Origin of the sequence: Alcaligenes sp. (assembly GCF_050255915.1) — a bacterium.
Taxonomy (GTDB): Bacteria; Pseudomonadota; Gammaproteobacteria; order Burkholderiales; family Burkholderiaceae_B; genus Alcaligenes; species Alcaligenes aquatilis.
In genome coordinates, this window is the sequence record NZ_JBFWIQ010000011.1 from 81105 (window position 1) to 102263 (window position 21159).

Sequence of the window (21159 nt, forward strand, 5' to 3'; positions counted from 1 at the left end):
AAAAAAAACAGGCTTACACACTGCTCATTTGCATGGCAGCGTCTACGTCCACTGCCACAATTCGGGACACACCTTGCTCTTGCATGGTGACACCGATCAGTTGTTTAGCCATCTGCATGGCAATTTTATTGTGAGAAATAAACAAAAACTGGGTTTGTTCACTCATGCTGGCCACCAGATTGGCATAGCGTTCGGTATTTGCATCATCCAATGGCGCATCCACCTCGTCCAGCAAACAAAAGGGGGCAGGATTCAGTTTGAAAAAGGCAAAAACCAACGCTGTCGCGGTCAAGGCCTTTTCACCACCAGAGAGCAAATGAATCGTGCTATTGCGTTTACCTGGTGGTTGAGCCATGACTTGCACCCCGGCTTCCAGCACTTCATCGCCCACCATCGTCAGTTTAGCCTCTCCACCACCAAATAGCCTTGGGAAAAGCTCACCAAAGTGCTGATTAACGATGTTGAATGTTTCCATGAGCAACTGGCGCGTCTCGCGGTCAATCTTGCGAATTGCATCTTCCAGGGTCTCGATGGCATCACTCAAATCCTTATGCTGGGCATCCAGATAAGTCTTGCGTTCTTGCGCTGTAGTCAGCTCTTCAAGGGCCGCCAGGTTCACCGGACCCAAGCCTTCAATCTGGCGCGAGATACGCTGCACTTCAGACTGCAACCAACCCACGCGCTGCCATTCCGGTGTCTTTTCCTGTAACAAGCTCCACAGTTCGGAACGGTTTACCTTTCTGCTGTCCAACTGTTCAGCAAACTGTTCGACCGCCAGACGCGACGCTTGTTCCTGCAACTGCAATTCAGTGACTTGCTCGCGCAAAGGTCCCAGATTCTTTTCATGCTCGGCACGGGCCTGTTCATGCTCGCGCAATTGGGCTGCCAGTGTATCGAGCTGGATTTTTGCCAAGCGTACTGCTTCCTCGCGTTCGGCACGCAATTCCAGCGCATCCTGCAAACCGGCTTGTGCGGCCGAGGCATCCAGATCCAGCAGTTCGCCTTGCAAACCTTCCAACTGGCCGGCAGTGCGTTGTGCCTGCTCCTGCGCCAAGGCCAGATTGCGCTCCAGTTCGGCCATACGTTGCACTAAGGCACGTTCGGCAAACTGGGCATCGTGCACAGCACGTTCGCGCTCGTGGACTGTGCGCCGAGCCTGCTCAGCCTGCTCGGCGCCCTTCTCGCCTTCCATCTGCGCTTCGGCAAATACCCCCTGATGCTCGGCCAACTCTTCGTCCAGCGTTTCAAAGCGGGCCTCGAACTCCTCGCGGTTCGCTTGCAGCTCTTCGCGCTGCACCGCCAGTTCTTCCAGTTCCTCGTTGATACGACCACCGCGCTCTTGCGATTGCTGCGCTTGCTGAGCCAGCTTGGAGTGTTCCAATTGCACATCGTGCATACGAGCGGTCAGCTCGCCCACGCGGGCTCGGGCCGGAACCAGACCATTACGCACTTGCTGCAAGGCCATTTCGGCCTGGGTGCTGGTATGGCCCAGCTCGTCCACAATCAATTGAGCGCCACGCAGCTCTCGCTCGAGATGCGCAATTTCCTGCTGACGAGCCAGCATCCCGGCTTGCTCGGAGTCCGGTGCATAAAAGCGAATGCTGTGCTTATCCACCAAATGACCGCCACGCACCACAATGGCCATTTGATCCGTCAGTTGCTCGCGCAGGCTCAGGGCCTGCTTCAAATCCTGGCAGACATAAACCTGGTGCAACCAGTTATCCAGCAAGCTGCGCAAACCGCCTTCCTGCTGTCGCAGCACCGAGGTCAGCAAGGGCAAATCCAGCGCGGGCTTGGCAGGCGCCCCCGCTTCGGGCAACTGGTAAAAACTTAAACGAGCAGGTGGCGCATCGCTGGCGAACGCAGCCGCCATATCCAGGCGACGCAGCTCCAAAGCCGTCATGCGCTCACGCAGCACGGCTTCCAGCGCGGTTTCCCAGCCCTTCTCCACGTCCAGGCTTTGCCAAAGACGTTTCATGCTCTCCAGCCCGTGCTTGGCCAGCCAGGGTTCCAGAGTCCCCTTGCGGGCCACGTCTTCCTGCAAACGGCTCAAGGCCAGATGACGCGCTTCCAGACGGGCCATGTCCTGCCCGCCTTGCACAGCTTGTTCCTGCGCTTCTTTGCGCTCTTGTTCCAATCGAGGAAGCTGGGCTTCCAGATGCTGCATATGCTCCTGAGCTTGCTGCAACTGATTTTGCAGCATGTTCAGATCGCCTTGCAGACGTTCCAGATTGTCCGGGTCCGGGGCATTGAGTTCGCGCAGTTCCTGCTTCAAACGCTCCTGACGCTGCTCCACGCCTTGGATCTGGCGGTCAGCATCGCGCTGCGATTGCGCAGCCAAGGCCAGATTCTGCTCCAGACGCGCCAAAGCCATGCGCATTTCGTCCCGACGCTGGGCCTGTTCGCGTACACGCCGCTCCAGATCGGGCAAGGCTCCTTGCGCCTCTTCTAGCTGAATCTGTAACTCCTCCAGCTTTACCGCCGCTTCTTCACGCTGCTGTTCGCTGTTTTCCAGCTCCTGCTGACAATGTTCTTGTTGCTCGACCCAGTCGTGCTGTTGTTGCTCCAGTTGCTCGCGACGCTGCGCCATGCGGCTGCGCGAATCGAGCACGTGGCGAATTTCCGCCTCCAGGCTAGACACTTGGGAGCCGGCCTCATACAACTGGCTTTGCGCTTGATGTAAAGCGTCCCCAGCCTGCAAATGCGCCTGTCGCTGAGACTCCAACGCAGACTCGGTATGCCGCAAACCTGCAATAGATTCTTCCAGCTTGGTCTGGGCTTGCTCAATTGCCAGGAAACGGGCTTTCTGATCGCCCTGCGCATTGGACTCTTTGAGCAGCCACAGCAGATTTTGCTTGAGCTCGCCATCTTGCTGCAAATCACGATACTGGCGCGCCACTTCGGCCTGCGCCTGCAATTTCTCCAGTTGCGCATCCAGTTCTCTTTGGATGTCTTCTACCCGCAGCAGGTTTTCGCGGGTGTCGCGCAGGCGACTCTCGGTTTCGCGACGACGTTCCTTGTAGCGCGACACGCCCGCCGCCTCTTCCAGAAATACGCGCAGCTCTTCGGGCTTGGCTTCAATCAGGCGGTTAATCATGCCCTGCCCGATGATGGCGTAACCACGCGCCCCCAGGCCCGTACCTAAAAAGATGTCGTGAATGTCACGCCGACGAACGGCCTGATTGTTCAGAAAGTAGCTGCTTGTCCCGTCCCGACTCAGGACACGCCGTACCGAGATCTCGGCATAGGTGCTCCACTGGCCTGAGGCCCGCCCTTCGGAATTATCAAAAACCAGTTCAACCGACGCACGGCCAGCCGGTTTACGTTGCGATGAACCGTTGAAAATAACGTCCTGCATGGACTCGCCACGCAACTCGGAGGCTTTGCTCTCGCCCAGCACCCAACGCACCGCATCGATGATGTTCGATTTCCCACAGCCATTGGGCCCGACAACACCCACCAACTGACTGGGAGTTGGGATGGAGGTCGGGTCCACAAAAGATTTGAAACCAGCGAGTTTGATCTGGGTTAGACGCACAGGGTAGAAGTCAGCTCAGAAAAGACCAATTTGAACAGGCACACGGCGCCATTTTGATCTGCCTGGCACCGCGAGTCGTATGATACCGCAGCACCTGCCACCCACCGCAAAGACAGCTAAAAAACAAATAAAAACCACGGCTCGGCTGCTGAAATAGTAAGGCAGCCCCCATCGCCCGCCGTCAAGCCCTGTTTACCCTGCGTGGCAAGCGGGGCAATAGTGTCGAGCAGACCATTTACAATAGTGCTTTGGCAGTGCCCGCTCGTCCCGAAAATCCAAGCAGACAAACACATGCAATGAATTTCTGATACCACTGCCCCCGCAGTCCCTGTTATTCTTGCTCCCCATCTCTGTTCGTAAATTTCGCACCGGCACAGGTTTTTCAGGAGAACCGTGGTGAGCAGCCCCCGGCCAGCTCGTCCTGCCTGATACCTGGCCTAGATTCGTGCTTTGCAGCCACCATACTGTTTTCAAAAAGCACACGCATTCGGAATGTATTTTGAATAAAGGTTTTTATCTGGTCATGGCCGCGCAGGCATTGTCATCAGTTGCTGACAATGCCTTGCTGATTGCCGCTATCGCCCTGATCGCAGATTTGCACGGACCTATCTGGATGGTCCCGATGATGAAATGGTGGTTTGCACTGTCCTACGTCCTGTTGGCGGCGTTTGTAGGTGCTTTTGCCGACTCGTATCCCAAGGGTCGAGTCATGTTCGCCACCAACGCCATCAAGCTGATTGGCTGTATGTTGATGTTCTGCCACCAGTACTTTGGCATGAACGACTCCCAGCAGTTGGTTCTGGTCTTTATCTCCTACACCCTGGTTGGTATCGGTGCTGCCGCCTACTCCCCCGCCAAATACGGCATCGTCACGGAAATGCTCAAGCCCGAATTGCTCGTCAAGGGCAATAGCTGGATTGAAGGGCTAACCGTTCTGTCCATCATCGGCGGCACGGTGTTGGGCGGTATCCTGATCAACCCATCGATCGCTAGCGCGCTGGCCGAACACCCTCTGATTGCACCGTTGGCCCAGACGCGTGCCGAAGTCGCTATCTTGCTGATTTCCTTTATTTATCTGTCTGCAGCACTGTGCAATCTGCTGATTCCCCGCACCAATATCGACTACCCACCTCAACAAAAAAATCCCATCTTGCTGCTCAAGGAGTTTCGTTCCTACGTGTGCATTTTGTGGCAGGACAAGCTGGGCCAAATCTCACTGGCCGTCACTACCTTGTTCTGGGGTGCCGGTGCCACCTTGCAATTCATTGTGATCGAATGGGGCGCCCAGCATCTGGGCTACCGTTTGGATCAGGCCTCGGTGCTGATGGGAGTAGCAGCCTTGGGGACGGTTTTTGGCGCTGTCTTTGCCGCTCGCGTTCCCTTGAAGAAATCCCTGGCCGTTCTGCCGGTGGGCGTGGCCATGGGCTTTGTGGTTTTGCTCATGCCGTTGGTCCACGAAAAATGGGCGGTCTATACCCTGCTGATGGGTATTGGGGGCTTATCCGGCTTTTTCGTCGTCCCCATGAACGCCCTGCTACAGCATCGCGGCCACGTCATGTTGTCGGCCGGTCACTCCATTGCCGTCCAGAACTTCAATGAACAACTGAATATTCTGTTCATGCTGGCGCTGTACAGCCTACTGCTGTGGCTGCGTTTACCCATCAACTACATCATTGTGTTCTTTGGCCTGATGGTGGCATCCTTGATGACGGTATTCATCATCTGGAAAAATGCCAATCTGCGCGCCCATCCCGAGTTGGAAGCCTGCATCGGACAAGAAGGACATGGGCAGGCATTGACGGCCAAGTAAGCAAAAGCGCCCCAAAGGGGCGCTTTTGATCGGGGGCGCCGAGCCTTGGGGCGGCCCGGCGATAAAAAATACCCCCACGCTGCGCCTGTGGCTTGCTGCCCCCCAAGGGGGCGCTTTTTATCTTGGGGCGGCCCGGCGATAAAACATACCCCCCACGCTGCGCCTACGGCTTGCTGCCCCCCCAAAGGGGGCGCTTTTTATCTTGGGGCGGCCCGGCGATAAAAAATACCCAAAGGACCTGTATCAGGGCTGGTTTTGCAATTCGCGCAGCAAAGACAAATCCCGCCAGGCATTGGCTTTGTGCTGCGGGCGCAACAAGAGCGAGGCCGGATGGTATGTCACCACCAAAGGCAGGCTGCGCCCCTGAGCATCGGTATACGTTAAAGCCTGACCCCGCAAGGTTTCCAGATCCTCATCACGACCACTTAGTGCCACCGCCGCCAAATGGCCGACGGCCAACAAACGACGTGGCTGTACCAAGCGAATTTGCGCGTCCAGAAAAGCCCGGCATGCAGCCAACTCTTCCTGTGTGGGGGGACGATTGCCCAGGGGGCGGCACTTCACCAGATGCGTTTTATAAACCGAGGCATTGGGAATCGCGCTATTGAGCATGGCTTGCAAGAGCAGACCCGCCTTGCCATCAAAAGGCTTGGCGCTACGATCATCGCTCGTGCCCGGTGCTTCGCCAATAATCATCCAGTCCGGCTCGGACAAGAGCTCTGAACCAAACACTACTTGAGCTCGCCCCGTGTGCAAACCACATTCCTGACAAGCCTGTACTTGCTCCAGCAAGCTGGCCATATCCTGCGCTTTTTCAGGCTGAATCAGCACGGCAGGCCGCTGCACCACTTCCTCGACAGGAGCTGCCGCTACCGGTCTGGCACCGGATTTACGCAAGACAGCCAGCGCCTGATCTCGGGCCGACATGGCATCCGTAGCCGCTGCGGGGGCTGAGGGGGACGGACTGCCCGCATCATTAAGATGCCGCTCTACCGGCTGAGCCGTCTGCATCGCTGCTGCGGCCTCTTGCGCAGGGGCGGCCACAGGGGCGGACTGCCCACCAGGCTGCGCCTGGGGCAGACGCGCCAAAAAAGCACGCTCCAGCCCCAACTCCAAAAGCCAGGTGCGCTGCAAAGGGGAGATAGGCTGAAAATCGATCATGCCCCTGCCTTGCTGGCCAAGCTCAGGCTCATCAAGACCGCGTCTTCACGCCGTCCATCGCTAAGCGGATAGTAGTTTTTACGTAAACCATCCGCCTTGAAACCATACTTCTGATATAAGCCGATAGCCGGCGCATTTGAGGCTCGCACCTCCAGAACCACGCGCTCGAGCTGCTGCTGACGGGCCCATTCCAGGCCATCGTCCAGCAATTGCCAGGCCAGACCGCGGCGCTGCTGCTCGGGGGACACCCCAATCAGCAGAAGTTCAATCATATCGGGGGCTTGCAACCAAATGGCATAGCCTTGAACCTGCCCTTGCTTGTGAATGATTCGGGAGCAATACGCACTATTGCCCAAAGCATCCGTGAAATTACCTGCCGTCCAAGGGTGTGTTTCCACGCAGCGTTCAATATCCAGCACAGCAGATACATGGCCTGCCTGCATGGCTTCAATTTGCAGAGGTTGATCCAGAGCGGCCGGGTTTCCACCCAAGCCCTGTTCACGTTCCTGAATGGTGTAGGCAACTTTCTCGCGCACATACAATGGCATGGCCAGGTCTGGGGAGACACCGCGTCCTTCGTCCAGATCATGCAAGGCCAAATGCGCCACACTGGCACCGGTTGCACGCCACGGCTGGCCCACTTCCCAGCCCTGAGCCAGAACGGCTGGGGCCAGATCAGGAAACTGCTCCAGAGCGTCACCAAGGACACAAATGGGCTGTTGCTGGGCAATCAACCCTTCCGCTTGCAAACGAACAATCCAGGTAGTGACCTGGGCGGCATCGAGCAAGACCGGACTTTGCAGCACGGACCAGGAACCCTTGGCCGTCCAACTGTACACAGCGGCATACACCTCTTGCATGCGCGCATCCTGCGCCACCACATAAGCCGTCCCCTCGATGGGCGTGCCGCAAGCGGCAGCCGCCAACAAGGACGAGACCGGCAGTACCGGCAAGCCCAAGGCAAAAGCCATACCCTGAGCCACGCCACAGGCCACGCGCAGCCCGGTAAATCCACCTGGGCCTTGCCCGAACGCAATCGCGGTCAAGGCGTGTCTATCTACCCCCGCCTGCTCCAGCAGTTGCTCGGCCATGGGCAAAAGGCGTTCGGCGTGGTCGCCGCTCCCCTCGTGACTCAGCTCCACAAGCGAAATACCCGCCTGTGTGCGAGATAACAAGGTCAGTTCACAGAGATTGGAGGAAGTCTCCAAGGCAAGAATATGTGCATCCATCGCGCTATTTTAGTTTAAGCAGCCTCAAAATAGGCAGCTCCCTGGGATCGGACAAGGACAAAACACTCCACAGCGCAACTCAGAGCGCATTTCTTCTCTGACCGCTCTTTTTTTTGACTTGGCTCAAACCGACCAATCAGATTATTTGCCACCATACAATCGTCTTCTAAATCACCCTAAACCTGCTGCAAGGCGCATAAATAGTACAAAACACTTAATGTGTAATATTTTTCTACACCCCCCTATACGCGCTTTCTGATGCCTGTTACATTTTCGCTATGAATACGCCGACACCCCCCCTCACCCGCAAAATCCTTGTCGTTGACGACGATCCCCGGCTGCGCGATTTGCTGCGCCGCTACCTGTCTGAACAAGGATTCAACGTCTTCGTTGCCGAAGACGGTAAAGAAATGGCCAAACTCTGGCAACGTGAGCATTTCGATCTGCTGGTACTGGATCTGATGCTGCCAGGCGAGGATGGCCTATCCATCTGTCGCCGGCTGCGCGGCGGTCACGACAATACCCCCATCATCATGCTTACCGCCAAGGCCGAAGAAATCGACCGTATCGTGGGCCTGGAAATGGGTGCCGATGACTACCTCATCAAACCTTTCAACCCCCGCGAACTGCTGGCCCGTGTCAACGCTATCTTGCGACGCCGTGGTACCGAGGAACACCCCGGCGCACCTAGTCAGGAAAATGAATCGATTGAGTTCGGTCCTTATGTGCTGAACCTGTCCACTCGAACACTGACACGCAATAACGAAGTTGTCCCCATCACAACGGGCGAGTTCTCCGTGTTGAAAGTGTTTGCCCGTCACCCCAAGATCCCCTTGTCGCGCGACAAACTGATGGAATTGGCGCGTGGCCGTGAATACGAAGCCTTTGACCGTAGTTTGGACGTCCAGATTTCGCGTCTGCGCAAGCTGATCGAACCCAATGCTTCCAAGCCCGTGTTTATTCAAACGGTCTGGGGCCTGGGCTACGTTTTTGTTCCAGACGGCGGTAACTGACCTTGTCTTCCGGTCAGCAAGACGGGCGGCCCGCCGTGGCCGCCCAACGCCGAGCAACAAAAAACTCAAGTATCCGGCTGGGTTTATTCAGCCGGTCTTTTTTATTGCTCGCAGCGTTAATGCTCGTCAGCCTGGGTGCCTGGCTGCAAGTATTCTTCAGTATGGAAGAAGGCCCACGCGCAGCCCAAATGGCGCAGCGCGTGGCGTCCATTGTCAGCATCACCCGTTCGGCCCTGGTGTACGCGCCCCCAGCGGTACGCCCTGCCCTGTTGCTGGATTTGGCTACCAAGGAAAGTCTGCGCGTGCAGCCACGCGAGAACACGGACGAGCTTGAACCCCTGCCGCGCTCCAACTACTGGCAGCATGTCTCTACCGAAGTACGTGGCGCATTAGGCAGCCAGACCTTGATCATGTGGTCGGTCAACAGCGTGCCGGGCATCTGGGTTTCGTTTGATATCAATGACGATCAGTATTGGCTGGTCTTTGATCGCGAACAATTAAGTCTGACTGCCGGAGTGGAATGGCTGGGCTGGGGCGCTACCGCCTTGCTGCTGGCCCTGATCGGTGCCGCTGTCAGTGTGCGCTTTGTGAACCGGCCTTTGGCCCAACTGGCCAAAGTGGCCCAGCAGTTGGCTCGTGGTGAAACACCCAGCACCCTGCCTGAAAAAGGCCCGGTTGAAATCCGTGACATGAATATCGCCTTTAACCGCATGGCCCGAGATATCCGCCAAACAGAGGCGGATCGAGAGATCATGCTGGCCGGTATTTCGCACGATTTGCGCACACCACTGGCCCGCATGCGTCTGGAAATTGAATTAAGTCAGGTATCGGACGAGACTCGTGCCGCCATTGACGAGGACTTGGCTCAGATTGACCACAGTATTGGTCAATTGATGGAATATGCCCGTCCTGCTGCGGCTGTGCCCGAGCATGGCATTGATGTGTCCGCCGTGCTCAATGATGTCTACGAGCGTGAGCGCACGCATACCGAATCGCTGGGTGGCATTTTGACGGCCTCCGTCGAACCCAATCTGTATGCCCGCATCAGCGCACACGATTTGAAGCGCATTGTCTCTAACCTGATCGAAAATGCCCGCCGCTATGGACGCAGTCCCGAAGATGATCGGGCACGCATCGAGCTGTCGGCGCATCAACATGGCAATATTTTGATCATCGCCGTCAAGGATCAGGGAGCCGGTATTGCAAAAAGCGACATCCAGCGCCTGCTACGCCCCTTCTCGCGCGGTGTCTCTGCCCGCACAGGTGTCAGTGGTGCTGGTTTGGGACTGGCGATTGTGGAACGTTTGCTAGGACAGGTCGGAGGGCACTTTGAACTGGTCAGTGCTCCGTCCGAAGGCTTGACCGCCCGTATCCAGTTGCCACGTATCCGTGCCAGTCGCAATGCGCCTGGAACGCAGAGCGATAAGGACAGCAAAGCTTCCTGAGCCGAATAAAACTTGGGCAGGGATTTTCCCTGCCCAAGGCTAGTCTCAGACCAAAACCACTCAGGCGCGATACAGCAGAGCCACGGCAGTGACCGCAATCCCTTCCTGGCGCCCGACAAAGCCAATCGCCTCGTTTGTCTTGCCCTTGATGTTCACACTGCCAGGCTCCAATTTCAGATCGGCCTCGATATTGGCCACCATCGCCGGGGCATGTGGTGCGATCTTGGGTTTTTGCGCATGAATCGTGGCATCTACATTCCCAACCAACCAACCCGCAGCGCGCACCTGCTCATAAGCATGACGCAACAAGACACGGCTATCAGCGCCCTTGTATTGAGGGTCTGTATCGGGAAAGTGGCGACCAATATCGCCCAGGCCTGCCGCCCCCAAAATCGCATCGGTAATGGCATGCAGCAAGGCATCGGCATCCGAATGCCCCATCAAGCCATGCGTATGCGGGATGGTGACGCCGCCCAAGATCAAAGGCCGGCCTTCGCACAGCACATGCACATCAAAACCTTGTCCTACGCGAATTGGCATGCTCATAACCACTTCTCCATCAATTCAAAATCTTCAGGCCAGGTGACTTTAAAATTCCGCGCCGACCCCAATATTAATAAGGGTTGGCTACCCGCCAATTCCATGGCGCTAGCCTCATCCGTCACCACAAAACCCTGCTCTTTAGCCGCTTGTAAGGCCCCACGTAAGGCACGGGCGGGAAACAACTGGGGAGTCTGCGCCAGCCAGAGTCCTTCTCTGTCCACCGTTTCCAACACCCCCACTGGCTCCGCAGGCGTTGCGCGCTTGACAGTATCAGGCACGGGCAAGGCCAACAAGCCACCACGTTGCGCCTGCAAGCAGGCATCAATCAAACGTGCCAGGGCCTGCTTGGGCAAACCGGGGCGAGCGGCATCGTGAACCAGAACCCAGGCCTGTTCGTCCTTATCCAGGCTCTGCACAGTATTGAGCACCGTTTCAGCCCGCGTGTCACCACCACAGGGAAGGCAAACCGTACGCGGCAAGCCGTCCAGTGCCGCCGTCGCCCAGGTATCACCGGGGGCCACGGCCACCCGCACCTGGCTGATGCGCTCATCAGCCAGCAAAGCCTGTACCGAACGGCGCAACATGGGCTGCCCGCCCAGCAAACGATATTGCTTGGGCACGCCTTGCGTCTTCGTGGCAGAATCCAGGGCGCGCGAGCCAATACCGGCGGCTGGAACAATTGCAATCAAGGTAGTCTTCATAGGTGGGTGATTTTATAATGACAATCCTGATGGAAACCGAAAAACAGCACTCCCTGTCCCTGCCCAGCACTCAAGATGTGCTGGCCGCCTTACGCCCCGGTCAACGCTACTCGCAGCCCATGCCTCCTGGCTCGGGCGATGCCTGCCTGATTGCCGACCTGGCCCGCCAGCATAAAGAGCCTATTCTGGTACTGTGTGCCGATCCCTTGACCGCCCAAAGGCTGGCCGAGGAAATCCTGTTGTTTGGACCCGCCCTGCGCGTGCGCCAGTTGCCAGACTGGGAAACCTTGCCCTATGACAGCTTCTCTCCCCACCAGGATCTGATCTCCGAGCGTTTGCGCACCTTGCATGCCCTGACCATGCACGAGGTTGATGTGCTGACGGTTCCCGTCACCACCGCCCTGTATCGTCTGGCACCGCCTTCTTTTCTGGCCGCCTACACCTTTTCCTTCCGCCAGGGCGATGAGCTGGACGAGGCGCAATTGCGCGCCCAGTTGATGCTGGCCAATTACACCCACATGACACAGGTCAGCGCTCCGGGCGAATTCAGTATTCGCGGTGGCCTGATTGACCTGTTCCCTATGGGTTCGGTGCTGCCCTACCGTCTGGACCTGTTCGACAACGAGATCGAAAGCATACGCAGCTTTGATATCGATACCCAGCGCAGCCTGTATCCGGTCAAGGAAATCCAGCTCTTGCCCGGTCGTGAATTCCCTATGGACGAAGAGGCGCGCACGCAATTCCGGGCGCGTTTTCGCGAGTTTTTTGAAGGCGATCCTTCACGCGCCCTGCCCTATAAAGATGTAGGCAATGGCATTGCCTTTGCGGGCATCGAATACTATCTGCCGCTCTTCTTTGAAGAGACCGCCACCTTGATGGACTATGTGCCAGCAGGCAGCCTGGTCATCACGCACGGGGACGCACAAAACGCGATTGGCCGCTTCCAAAGCGATACCCATAGCCGTTTTTCCTTCCTGAAAAACGACCGTGAGCGCCCGATTTTGCCTCCAGAAAGCCTGTTTCTGTCTGATGAGCAGTTTTTCAACGGCATCAAACCTTTTAGTCGCCTCAGTCTGAACACGCAAGCTGACGATCAGCCCATTGCCCACCCAGACTTCGAGGCTTTACCCCTTGTCGCAGTCAACCGGCGCGACAAGGATCCGTTGGCTCAATTGCGGCAAGAGGTGTTGGACCCAAAGAACCGGACGGTGCTGTGCGCTGATTCGGCGGGCCGTCGGGAAACCTTGCTACAAATGCTGCGTGACCACGATCTGTCGCCCGCAGCCGACTGTCAGAGTCTGACCGATTTTCTGGAGTCGGACGCCGCTTTTGCCCTGATCGTCGCCCCCCTGTCGCGCGGCTTTGCGCTGGTGCACGACAGTCTGAGTCTGCTGACCGAAAATGACCTTTACCCCTCCCAGACACGCACACAAAGCAGCCGCCGCCGCAACGAGCGCAGCAGCGATGTGGAAGCGATGGTGCGGGATCTGTCGGAACTGCGCGAGGGCGACCCCGTGGTTCACGCCGAGCACGGGATTGGTCGCTACTGCGGTCTGAAAGAAATGGACCTGGGCGAAGGCCCGGTCGAGTTTCTGCATCTGGAATATGCCAAGGGCAGCACCTTATATGTCCCTGTGGCGCAGTTGCACGTCATTGCCCGCTACAGCGGTGCCGACCCCGAACATGCGCCCCTGCACCAACTGGGCTCCGGTCAATGGGATAAAGCCCGCCGTCGCGCGGCCAAGCAAGCGCGTGACAGCGCGGCTGAATTGCTGGCACTGTACGCCCAGCGCGCTGCTCGTGAAGGCTTTCAATTCAAACTGCCTCTGAATGATTATCAGGCCTTTTCCGAAGGTTTCGGCTTTGAGGAAACACCGGATCAGGCCGCTGCTATTGAGGCAGTCGTAAACGACATGACCTCCGGCCAGCCTATGGACCGCCTCGTTTGTGGGGATGTGGGCTTTGGTAAAACCGAAGTCGCCCTGCGTGCCGCTTTCCTGGCCGTGGCCAATGGCAAACAAGTGGCCTTGTTGTGCCCAACCACCCTGCTGGCCGAGCAACACACACAAACATTTTCAGATCGTTTCGCCGACTGGCCTATCCGTGTTGCTGAGCTGTCTCGCTTCCGCTCGACCAAAGAAACCCAAGCCGCCATTGCGGGCCTGCGCGACGGCAGCGTCGATATTGTGATTGGCACGCACAAGATCCTATCCTCGGACGTACGCTTCAAGCAACTGGGCCTGGTTATCATCGATGAGGAGCACCGCTTTGGTGTGCGCCAGAAAGAGGCCCTAAAGCAGTTGCGGGCCGAAGTCGATATCCTGACCCTGACCGCCACCCCTATCCCCCGTACCTTGGGCATGTCTCTGGAGGGTATACGGGACTTCTCCGTGATTGCCACGGCGCCGCAAAAACGTCTGGCGATCAAAACCTTTGTACGTCGTGAAGATGGCAGCACCATACGCGAGGCCCTGCTACGCGAATTAAAACGCGGTGGCCAGGTCTACTTCCTGCACAACGAAGTTGAAACCATCCACAACCGCCGCGCCCGTCTGGAAGAGCTGGTGCCTGAGGCCAGTATTGCCGTGGCTCATGGTCAAATGCCCGAGCGCGAGCTGGAAGCCGTCATGAAGGGCTTTTACCAGAAGCGCTACAACGTGCTGCTGTGCACCACGATTATTGAAACCGGCATTGACGTGCCAACCGCCAACACCATCGTCATCCACCGCGCGGATCGCTTAGGTCTGGCTCAATTACACCAGTTACGTGGGCGCGTCGGCCGCTCTCACCACCAGGCATACGCCTATCTGCTGACCCCCGGCGAAGATGCCATCACCAGCAATGCAAAAAAACGCCTGGAAGCTATTCAAGCCATGGAAGAGCTGGGCGCAGGCTTTTTCCTGGCCATGCACGATCTCGAAATTCGGGGTGCCGGTGAAGTACTGGGCGAGTCCCAGTCCGGAGACATTCAGGAAGTAGGCTATTCCATGTATGCAGATATGCTCAACACCGCCGTCAAAGCCCTGAAAGCCGGTGAAGAGCCTGACTTGGATTCGCCCTTTGCCTTGCAGTGCGAAGTGAACCTGCACACGTCCGCCCTGCTGCCGGCCAACTACTGCCCGGATGTGAATGCCCGTTTGGGGCACTACAAGGCCCTGTCACACGCTCGTACAGAAGACGATCTGATCCATATCCATGAGGAACTGATCGACCGCTATGGCTTGCTGCCAGAGGCGGGCGAGAACCTGCTGGCGGTGCATCGCTTGCGCATCAAGGCCGAACCATTAGGGATTGTAAAAATCGATGCCAGCGAAGCCCAGGCAACAATTCAGTTTTCTTCCAAACCCAATGTAGACGCAGTCAGCATTATCGAGCTGGTGCAAAAGAACAAGCAGGTGCGCCTGGCTGGACCGGACAAGCTGAAGATTGAAATTACCAAGGGCGAGGAAATCAAGAACCGCATCCAGGCCGTACGTAATGTGCTGAACAGTTTGCGCAAAGAGAAATAAGCCTTAACAACAAGGCTGGACATAAAAAGAGCGCTGCCACTGACAGCGCTCTTTTTTCGACGGTAAAGGCTGACTGCTTGAGTGTTTACTCTAGCCAATGAGGCGTTCTGAATACGGATCGAACCATTGCACTGTTTGCTTGGCAACAAACCGAATTCCGGGCTCAAGAGAAGCGCCCAACACTATAAGGAAATAACCGGATCGACGCATCGTTCCATTGCCCCTCTTTCTGCCTGGCCTGGTTCTCAGGTAGTTTGCTGCGCTGCGTTTAGCTTTACTTTGCATCGCCAGACTACGCTGGCGATCCACCACCATCAAACATCCAGGCGGAACCAGTTCAGTACGGCATCCAGTGGAGAGTGATTCAACGCAAAGCTGGCTTGCTCCTGCACCACCGGTTTGGCACGGTAGGCCACCGAGTACTTGGCCTTGGACATCATGGGCAGGTCATTGGCCCCGTCGCCTATCGCAATACATTGTTCCGGACCAGCGCCCAGTTCCACAGCCAGTTCCTGCAAGAAGCGAGCTTTGGCCTGACCATCTACGATTGCGCCCAGCACCTTGCCAGTCAGCGTGCCGTCCACCACTTCCAAGGTATTGGAGTGGGCGTAGCTCAAGCTGAAACGGTCTTTCATACGTTCGGTAAAGAAGGTGAAGCCACCCGAGACCAACAAGGTTTTCACGCCATGGGCATGAGCCGTCGCAATCAAGCGGTCTGCGCCCAGATTGGGTTGCAAACGCTCTTCATAGACACGAGTCAGATCACTGACAGGCACACCTTCCAGAAACGCAACACGACGATTCAGGCTTTCGGAGAAATCCTTGATCTCGCCGCGCATGGCTGCTTCGGTAATCGTGGCAACCTGCTCTTTACGGCCAGCCATATCGGCAATCTCATCAATACACTCGATATTGATCAGCGTGGAATCCATGTCCATTGCCAGCACACGCATTTCTTTCAGGCGGTCAATCTGCTCCAAAAAGGCAAAGTCCATCGCGCCGGTCTTGCACAAGGTTTGCACGTGGGCACGTTGCGTGGCGTCAGCACCCAACAGGCGTACGGCGGTAGGCCCCAGCTCCTGCACTCCATCGGCCTGCACCACTGCGGCAATTTTTTCGATGATGGCGCTATCTAGGCGCGGCCCTTGAAGAATGAGATGAGACATCAGATCGTCCACAAAGCAAAAAATACAGCACAGCCATTGTGCCAAAAGACGATTATTGTAGCCTGCTACGGGCCCTGCACACCCCAAGCTGTACACGACGATGTCAGTTTCCAGCCTGAACCCATCCTGCTACGATAAACGCTATCGCGAAATGACGAGGACGCCTTTCATGTACATCTGGCCCAACAATACTTTGCTGGATCTGCTTCACATCGAGCAACCCATCGTTCAAGCCCCTATGGCAGGTGCCCAAGACAGCGAACTGGCTATTGCCGTTGCTCGCGCGGGCGGTCTGGGATCTCTGGCCTGCGCCATGCTCAGCCCAGAACAGATTCGGGAACAAGTGGGTTTGTTCCGGCAAGCTGTCTCGGCCCCTATCAACCTGAACTTCTTTTGTCACGACGATCTGCGCCTGGAGCCAGAGGCCCTGCAAGAGTGGCGGCTGCGATTAATCCCCTATTACCAGGAATACGGCCTGGATCCGAATCAGGAACTGCCCAAAGCAGCACGCGCACCGTTCTCCAACCCACATGCTGAATTGGTTGAGGAATTAAAACCTGAAGTCGTCAGTTTTCACTTTGGTCTGCCCTCCCCCGAGCTGCTTGAACGCGTGAAAAAGGTCGGCACTCTGGTCATGTCCAGTGCGACTTCCACGGCCGAAGCGGTCTGGCTGCAAGAGCACGGTGCCGACATCATCATCGCCCAAGGCCTGGAAGCCGGTGGCCACCGTGGCATGTTCCTGGACGATAAGGTGCATACACAAGTAGGCACCCTGTCTTTGGTTCCCCAAATTGCTGATGCTGTCAGCATCCCCGTGATTGCTGCCGGAGGTATTGCCGATGGGCGCGGTATTGCTGCTGCCCTGGCCTTGGGTGCCAGCGCCGCTCAAATTGGTACTGCCTATTTGTTCTGTCCTGAATCCAAGATCACCCCGCTGCATCGCCAAGCCCTGTCCAATAGTCGTTCAGACGGCACAGCGCTGACCAATTTGTTCTCTGGCCGCCCGGCTCGCAGCATCCGCACTCGCCTGATGGATGAAATCGGCCCGTTAAGCACCAGTGCTCCGGTATTCCCCCATGCGGGTTCGGCACTGAGCCCGCTACGTATCGAAGCCGAGAAACAAGGTCGCACTGAATTCAGCTCCCTGTGGAGCGGACAAAGTGCTGCCTTGGGCCGTGCCCTGCCTGCCGAGCAACTGACGCTGGTACTAGCTCAAGAGGCTCAGGGCGTCTGCAAGCGACTGGGAGTGGCTGGTGCCACCCATGCCCCTTTGGACAAACCTTGATCGATTGTACGGGCAGCTTGTGGCTAGACTGACGAACGAAGCAAGTCTAGCCCAACAGGCCTTCAACAGACAGCTATCGAGCATCCAGGCGGGATAATAATCGGACGACAAGACTTTAGGACTGACGCACTGAAAAAGGCACCAAACAGTTTTTTGACCTTGAGCGGCCAGACATAAAAAAAACCTCGCAAACTGATTTGCGAGGTTTTTTTATTCAATAGCACCACTACTCAAACTTGCCCTTGGGGTGTCGCATCAAATAGCGATACACAAAACCGGGATACGCCATTACCAAGAACAACGCAAAGGTAATGGTGTAGAACACCCAAGTCTGTTTGAACGGATTACCGATGCTTGCTTCAAAAGCAAAGCCGAACGCACCCACAATCCCGTAAAACGCACAGACTTCCAAAAGGCGAGAAAAAAAGCCTTTGGACACTTTCTGATGGCGCGAGCGCCAAACCGGAAAGTAAAACATGGCTCCTACCAATACCAGACCCAGAAGCAGCTTACCCAACAGAACGGGCAAGGAGTTCAGGCCAGAGCTGGAGGCAATCATTGTGTAGATTCCCAAGCCCAACACGGCCAGCACGGCCAGGTACACAAGGCCGACAATCAGTTGCAGCCAGGGCGAGAGACCAGAGCGCTCGCCCGGCAAGGACCAAGGCAAAACCAGCAAGGGCTTTTCCACAAGAAACGGCAAGTTTGCCGTAATCACGGAAAGAACAATCAAGACCCAGATGGAAAGGCTTTGGTCCATAGTGCTACCTACTTAAAACTGCAAGGAAGACTGAATCACGCGGATGCAGGTATCCATCAGGCCACCCGGCAACAAGCCCAGGCCGATAATCAGAACACCATTCACCATCATGACCAGCTTGGTCATCAAGCCTGTTGCCACAGGATGCGCTTCACCTTCGGGCTCGTCGAAGTAAACGACCTTGACGACACGCAGGTAATAGAAAGCACCGATCAAGGACATGATCACGGCAAACACGGCCAGCCAGACATAGCCCGCACCCACCACGGCTTGCAGAACACTCAGCTTGGCAGCAAAGCCGGACAGCGGAGGAATACCAGCCAGGGAGAACATGGACAGCAGCCAGACCAGAGCCAAGCCAGGGTTGCGACGGTTCAGACCTTTCAGGTCATTGATGTTTTCACATTCAAAACCGCGACGGCTCAAGATCAGAATCAGGCCGAAGGTGCTCAGTGTGGTCAGAACGTAGATCACCACGTAGAACAACGAAGCGCCGTAGGCTTGAGAGTGAGTCTCGCCATTGAACACGCCAGCCAGCAAGCCCAAGAAAATGAAACCCATGTGCGAGATGGTCGAATACGCAAGCATACGCTTGAGATTCTTTTGCATGATCGCCGTCAGGTTACCCAGAGCCAGCGACAGCACAGCCATGATCAGCAACATAGGCTGCCAGTCCACGGCAATACCGTGCAAGGCTTCAACCAGGAAGCGCATGGTCACGGCAAAAGCAGCCAGTTTGGGAGCAGCACCGATGATCAGGGTGACGGTGGTTGGGGCGCCTTGGTAGACGTCCGGTGTCCACATGTGGAAAGGAGCCGCCGTCAATTTGAAGGCCAGACCAGCCACCACAAACACCACACCAAAGACCAGAGCCAGACGCTCGGCTTGACCGTTGGAGATGACTTCAGCGATGAGCGGGAATTCCAGATGGCCGGTAGCGCCAAAAATCATGGACATACCGTACAGCAAGATACCCGATGCCAAAGCACCCAGCACGAAGTACTTCAGAGCCGCTTCGATGGACTGGCGATGTTCACGACGCAGTGCAACCAATGCGTACAGCGCAAAGGACATCAGCTCCACACCCAGATAAGCGGTCAACATGCTGTTGGCCGAAATCATGATCATCTGACCCAGCAGAGCCATCAGAGTCAGGGTGTACAGCTCGCCACCACGTTCCATCATGTCACGCTGCTCAGCGTATTCACGGCCATAAATCAGGGTGGCGGCCACGGCTGCACACGAGAGCAGCTTCAGGAAGTGAGCCATCTCGTCCACGACGAACAGGCCACCGAACGAGACGCCGCTAACGCCCTTGGACCACTGCCAGGCCACGCTGGCCGCAACCACGGCAAGCGTCAGCAGGCTGAAAACAAACGTCGAGTGGCGCTGTTTGTGTGTACTGAATGCATCAAAAATCAGCACACACGAAGCCAGAACCAGGAGCAGGATCTCGGGCAAAGCCAGAGAAAAGTTAAAGGTAGTATCCATAGTGATTCGGCCTACAGTTTCGAGATGGAGACGTGTTGCAGCAACGCTTCAACCGAAACGTGCATGACCTCGGTGAACGGCTTGGGATAGACACCCATGCCCAGCACCGCAATCGCCATTACGCCAAGAACGAAGAACTCACGGCCGCTCAGGTCGCTCATGCCGGCAACCTTGTCGTTACCGACAGGGCCAAAAGCCACACGTTTGAGCATCCACAGCGAGTAAGACGCACCTGTAATCAGCGCTGTTGCAGTCAACAGACCAATCCAGAAGTTGTACTCAACCGCACCCATGATGACGGTGAACTCACCGATAAAGCCGCTGGTGCCTGGCAAACCGCTGTTGGCCATCGAGAACAGCACAAAGAAGGTGACGAAACGAGGCATGACCTTGACCACACCACCGTAATCGGCAATTTGGCGGCTGTGCAGACGGTCGTACAGAACGCCAATACACAGGAACATGGCGCCAGACACGAAACCGTGCGAGATCATTTGCATGATCGCGCCTTCCATACCCGTGGTGTTGAATACGAAAAAGCCCAGTGTGACAAAACCCATGTGAGCCACAGAGGAGTAAGCCACCAGCTTTTTCATATCGTCCTGAACGATGGCGACCAGACCAATGTAGATCACCGCGACCAGGGACAAGGCAATAATGATTCCGGCCAGACCTTGCGAGGCATCAGGAGCGATGGGCAGGGAAAACCGCAGGAAACCGTAAGCACCCAGTTTCAACATGATGGCAGCCAACACCACGGAACCACCGGTAGGTGCTTCCACGTGGGCATCCGGCAACCAGGTGTGGACAGGCCACATAGGCACTTTCACTGCAAACGCCATGAACAGCGCCACAAAGATCAGCACCTGCGTGGTGTAGTCCAGGGGGACTTTGTGCCAGGTCAGGATATCGAAGGTGCCGCCGGACACGTTCCACAGGTAGATGAAAGCAACCAGCGTCAGCAGGGAGCCCATCAGGGTGTAAAGGAAGAACTTGACCGATGCATACACGCGGTTTGGACCACCCCAGATCCCGATAATCAGATACATCGGGATCAGCGTGGCTTCAAAGAACACGTAGAACAGCAAGCCATCCAGAGCAGCAAACACGCCCACCATCAGACCCGAAAGGATCAGGAAGGCGCCCATGTATTGCGCCACGCGGCTGGTAATCACCTGCCAGCCCGCCAGCACCACAATCACCGTGATGAAAGCGGTCAGCAGAACAAACCACATGGAAATACCGTCCACACCAAGGTGGTAATTCACCTTGAAGGCATCAATCCAGGGGGCCAGCTCGACAAACTGCATGTCGGCTGTACCGGGATTGAAGCCCGTGTACAGAGGAATAGTGACAACAAGACCGGCAATCGAACCCAGCAGAGCCAGCCAGCGGGTGAAGGTGGGACGATCATCACGCCCCAGAGCCAGCACCAACAGGCCAGCGACGATGGGTACGAAAATCGCCAGCGTTAACCAAGGAAGAGTAGAAGACGCCATATCGCTAGC

General features: G+C 56.4%; 14 protein-coding genes. 5 read left to right on the forward strand and 9 right to left on the reverse strand.

The features are described from left to right. Positions 1 to 13 precede the first annotated feature (13 nt). The gene (gene smc, locus AB7E06_RS14395) at positions 14 to 3538 is read right to left on the reverse strand and encodes a chromosome segregation protein SMC (RefSeq protein ID WP_094197340.1); all 3525 of its coding nucleotides are present in this window, start codon (positions 3536 to 3538) and stop codon (positions 14 to 16) included. Positions 3539 to 4037: 499 nt separating this feature from the next. Here smc and lplT point away from each other — a divergent pair, with 499 nt between their 5' ends. Next, positions 4038 to 5348, forward strand: coding sequence for a lysophospholipid transporter LplT (gene lplT, locus AB7E06_RS14400; protein WP_094197341.1), 1311 nt, complete (start codon positions 4038 to 4040; stop codon positions 5346 to 5348). 243 nt (positions 5349 to 5591) lie between these two features. Here lplT and AB7E06_RS14405 read toward each other — a convergent pair whose 3' ends face one another. Continuing rightward, positions 5592 to 6509, reverse strand: coding sequence for a uracil-DNA glycosylase (locus tag AB7E06_RS14405; RefSeq protein ID WP_108727765.1), 918 nt, complete (start codon positions 6507 to 6509; stop codon positions 5592 to 5594). After that, positions 6506 to 7738: a tRNA (adenosine(37)-N6)-threonylcarbamoyltransferase complex dimerization subunit type 1 TsaB gene (tsaB, locus tag AB7E06_RS14410; RefSeq protein ID WP_108727766.1), complete on the reverse strand. Its 1233-nt coding sequence runs from the start codon at positions 7736 to 7738 to the stop codon at positions 6506 to 6508. Before tsaB ends, AB7E06_RS14405 begins: the two co-directional genes overlap by 4 nt. A 278-nt stretch (positions 7739 to 8016) precedes the next feature. Here tsaB and ompR point away from each other — a divergent pair, with 278 nt between their 5' ends. Together ompR and AB7E06_RS14420 are read left to right on the forward strand one after the other, a co-directional pair. After that, on the forward strand, positions 8017 to 8751 hold the full coding sequence (gene ompR, locus AB7E06_RS14415; protein ID WP_003801024.1) for a two-component system response regulator OmpR: 735 nt from the start codon (positions 8017 to 8019) through the stop codon (positions 8749 to 8751). Between the two features lie 35 nt (positions 8752 to 8786). Further along, positions 8787 to 10196: an ATP-binding protein gene (locus AB7E06_RS14420; protein ID WP_283255439.1), complete on the forward strand. Its 1410-nt coding sequence runs from the start codon at positions 8787 to 8789 to the stop codon at positions 10194 to 10196. 60 nt (positions 10197 to 10256) lie between these two features. On the opposite strand, the gene ispF is transcribed toward AB7E06_RS14420, so the two are convergent. Together ispF and ispD are read right to left on the reverse strand one after the other, a co-directional pair. After that, a complete protein-coding gene (gene ispF / locus AB7E06_RS14425) occupies positions 10257 to 10742 on the reverse strand; it encodes a 2-C-methyl-D-erythritol 2,4-cyclodiphosphate synthase (RefSeq protein ID WP_125277934.1) in 486 nt (161 codons plus the stop codon). After that, positions 10739 to 11440: a 2-C-methyl-D-erythritol 4-phosphate cytidylyltransferase gene (gene ispD, locus AB7E06_RS14430; protein WP_108727768.1), complete on the reverse strand. Its 702-nt coding sequence runs from the start codon at positions 11438 to 11440 to the stop codon at positions 10739 to 10741. The genes ispF and ispD overlap by 4 nt, the downstream gene beginning before the upstream one ends. 29 nt (positions 11441 to 11469) lie before the next feature. Between ispD and mfd the strand changes: the two genes are divergently transcribed. After that, the gene (mfd, locus tag AB7E06_RS14435; RefSeq protein WP_264671828.1) at positions 11470 to 14949 is read left to right on the forward strand and encodes a transcription-repair coupling factor; all 3480 of its coding nucleotides are present in this window, start codon (positions 11470 to 11472) and stop codon (positions 14947 to 14949) included. A gap of 314 nt (positions 14950 to 15263) precedes the next feature. On the opposite strand, the gene serB is transcribed toward mfd, so the two are convergent. Further along, positions 15264 to 16115 (reverse strand): phosphoserine phosphatase SerB, encoded by an 852-nt coding sequence (gene serB, locus AB7E06_RS14440; protein ID WP_249459818.1) that lies wholly within the window; start codon positions 16113 to 16115, stop codon positions 15264 to 15266. Positions 16116 to 16284: 169 nt separating this feature from the next. On the opposite strand from serB, the gene AB7E06_RS14445 reads away from it, so the two are divergent. Next, on the forward strand, positions 16285 to 17400 hold the full coding sequence (locus AB7E06_RS14445; protein WP_094197349.1) for an NAD(P)H-dependent flavin oxidoreductase: 1116 nt from the start codon (positions 16285 to 16287) through the stop codon (positions 17398 to 17400). 226 nt (positions 17401 to 17626) lie between these two features. On the opposite strand, the gene AB7E06_RS14450 is transcribed toward AB7E06_RS14445, so the two are convergent. The 3 genes from AB7E06_RS14450 to AB7E06_RS14460 are packed head-to-tail and all read right to left on the reverse strand — an operon-like array spanning position 17627 to position 21150. Further along, positions 17627 to 18160, reverse strand: coding sequence for a DUF2818 family protein (locus AB7E06_RS14450; protein ID WP_094197350.1), 534 nt, complete (start codon positions 18158 to 18160; stop codon positions 17627 to 17629). 12 nt (positions 18161 to 18172) lie between these two features. Beyond that, positions 18173 to 19651 (reverse strand): NADH-quinone oxidoreductase subunit NuoN, encoded by a 1479-nt coding sequence (nuoN, locus tag AB7E06_RS14455; RefSeq protein ID WP_094197351.1) that lies wholly within the window; start codon positions 19649 to 19651, stop codon positions 18173 to 18175. A gap of 11 nt (positions 19652 to 19662) precedes the next feature. Beyond that, positions 19663 to 21150: an NADH-quinone oxidoreductase subunit M gene (locus AB7E06_RS14460; RefSeq protein ID WP_162496904.1), complete on the reverse strand. Its 1488-nt coding sequence runs from the start codon at positions 21148 to 21150 to the stop codon at positions 19663 to 19665. Between the last annotated feature and the right edge of the window lie 9 nt (positions 21151 to 21159).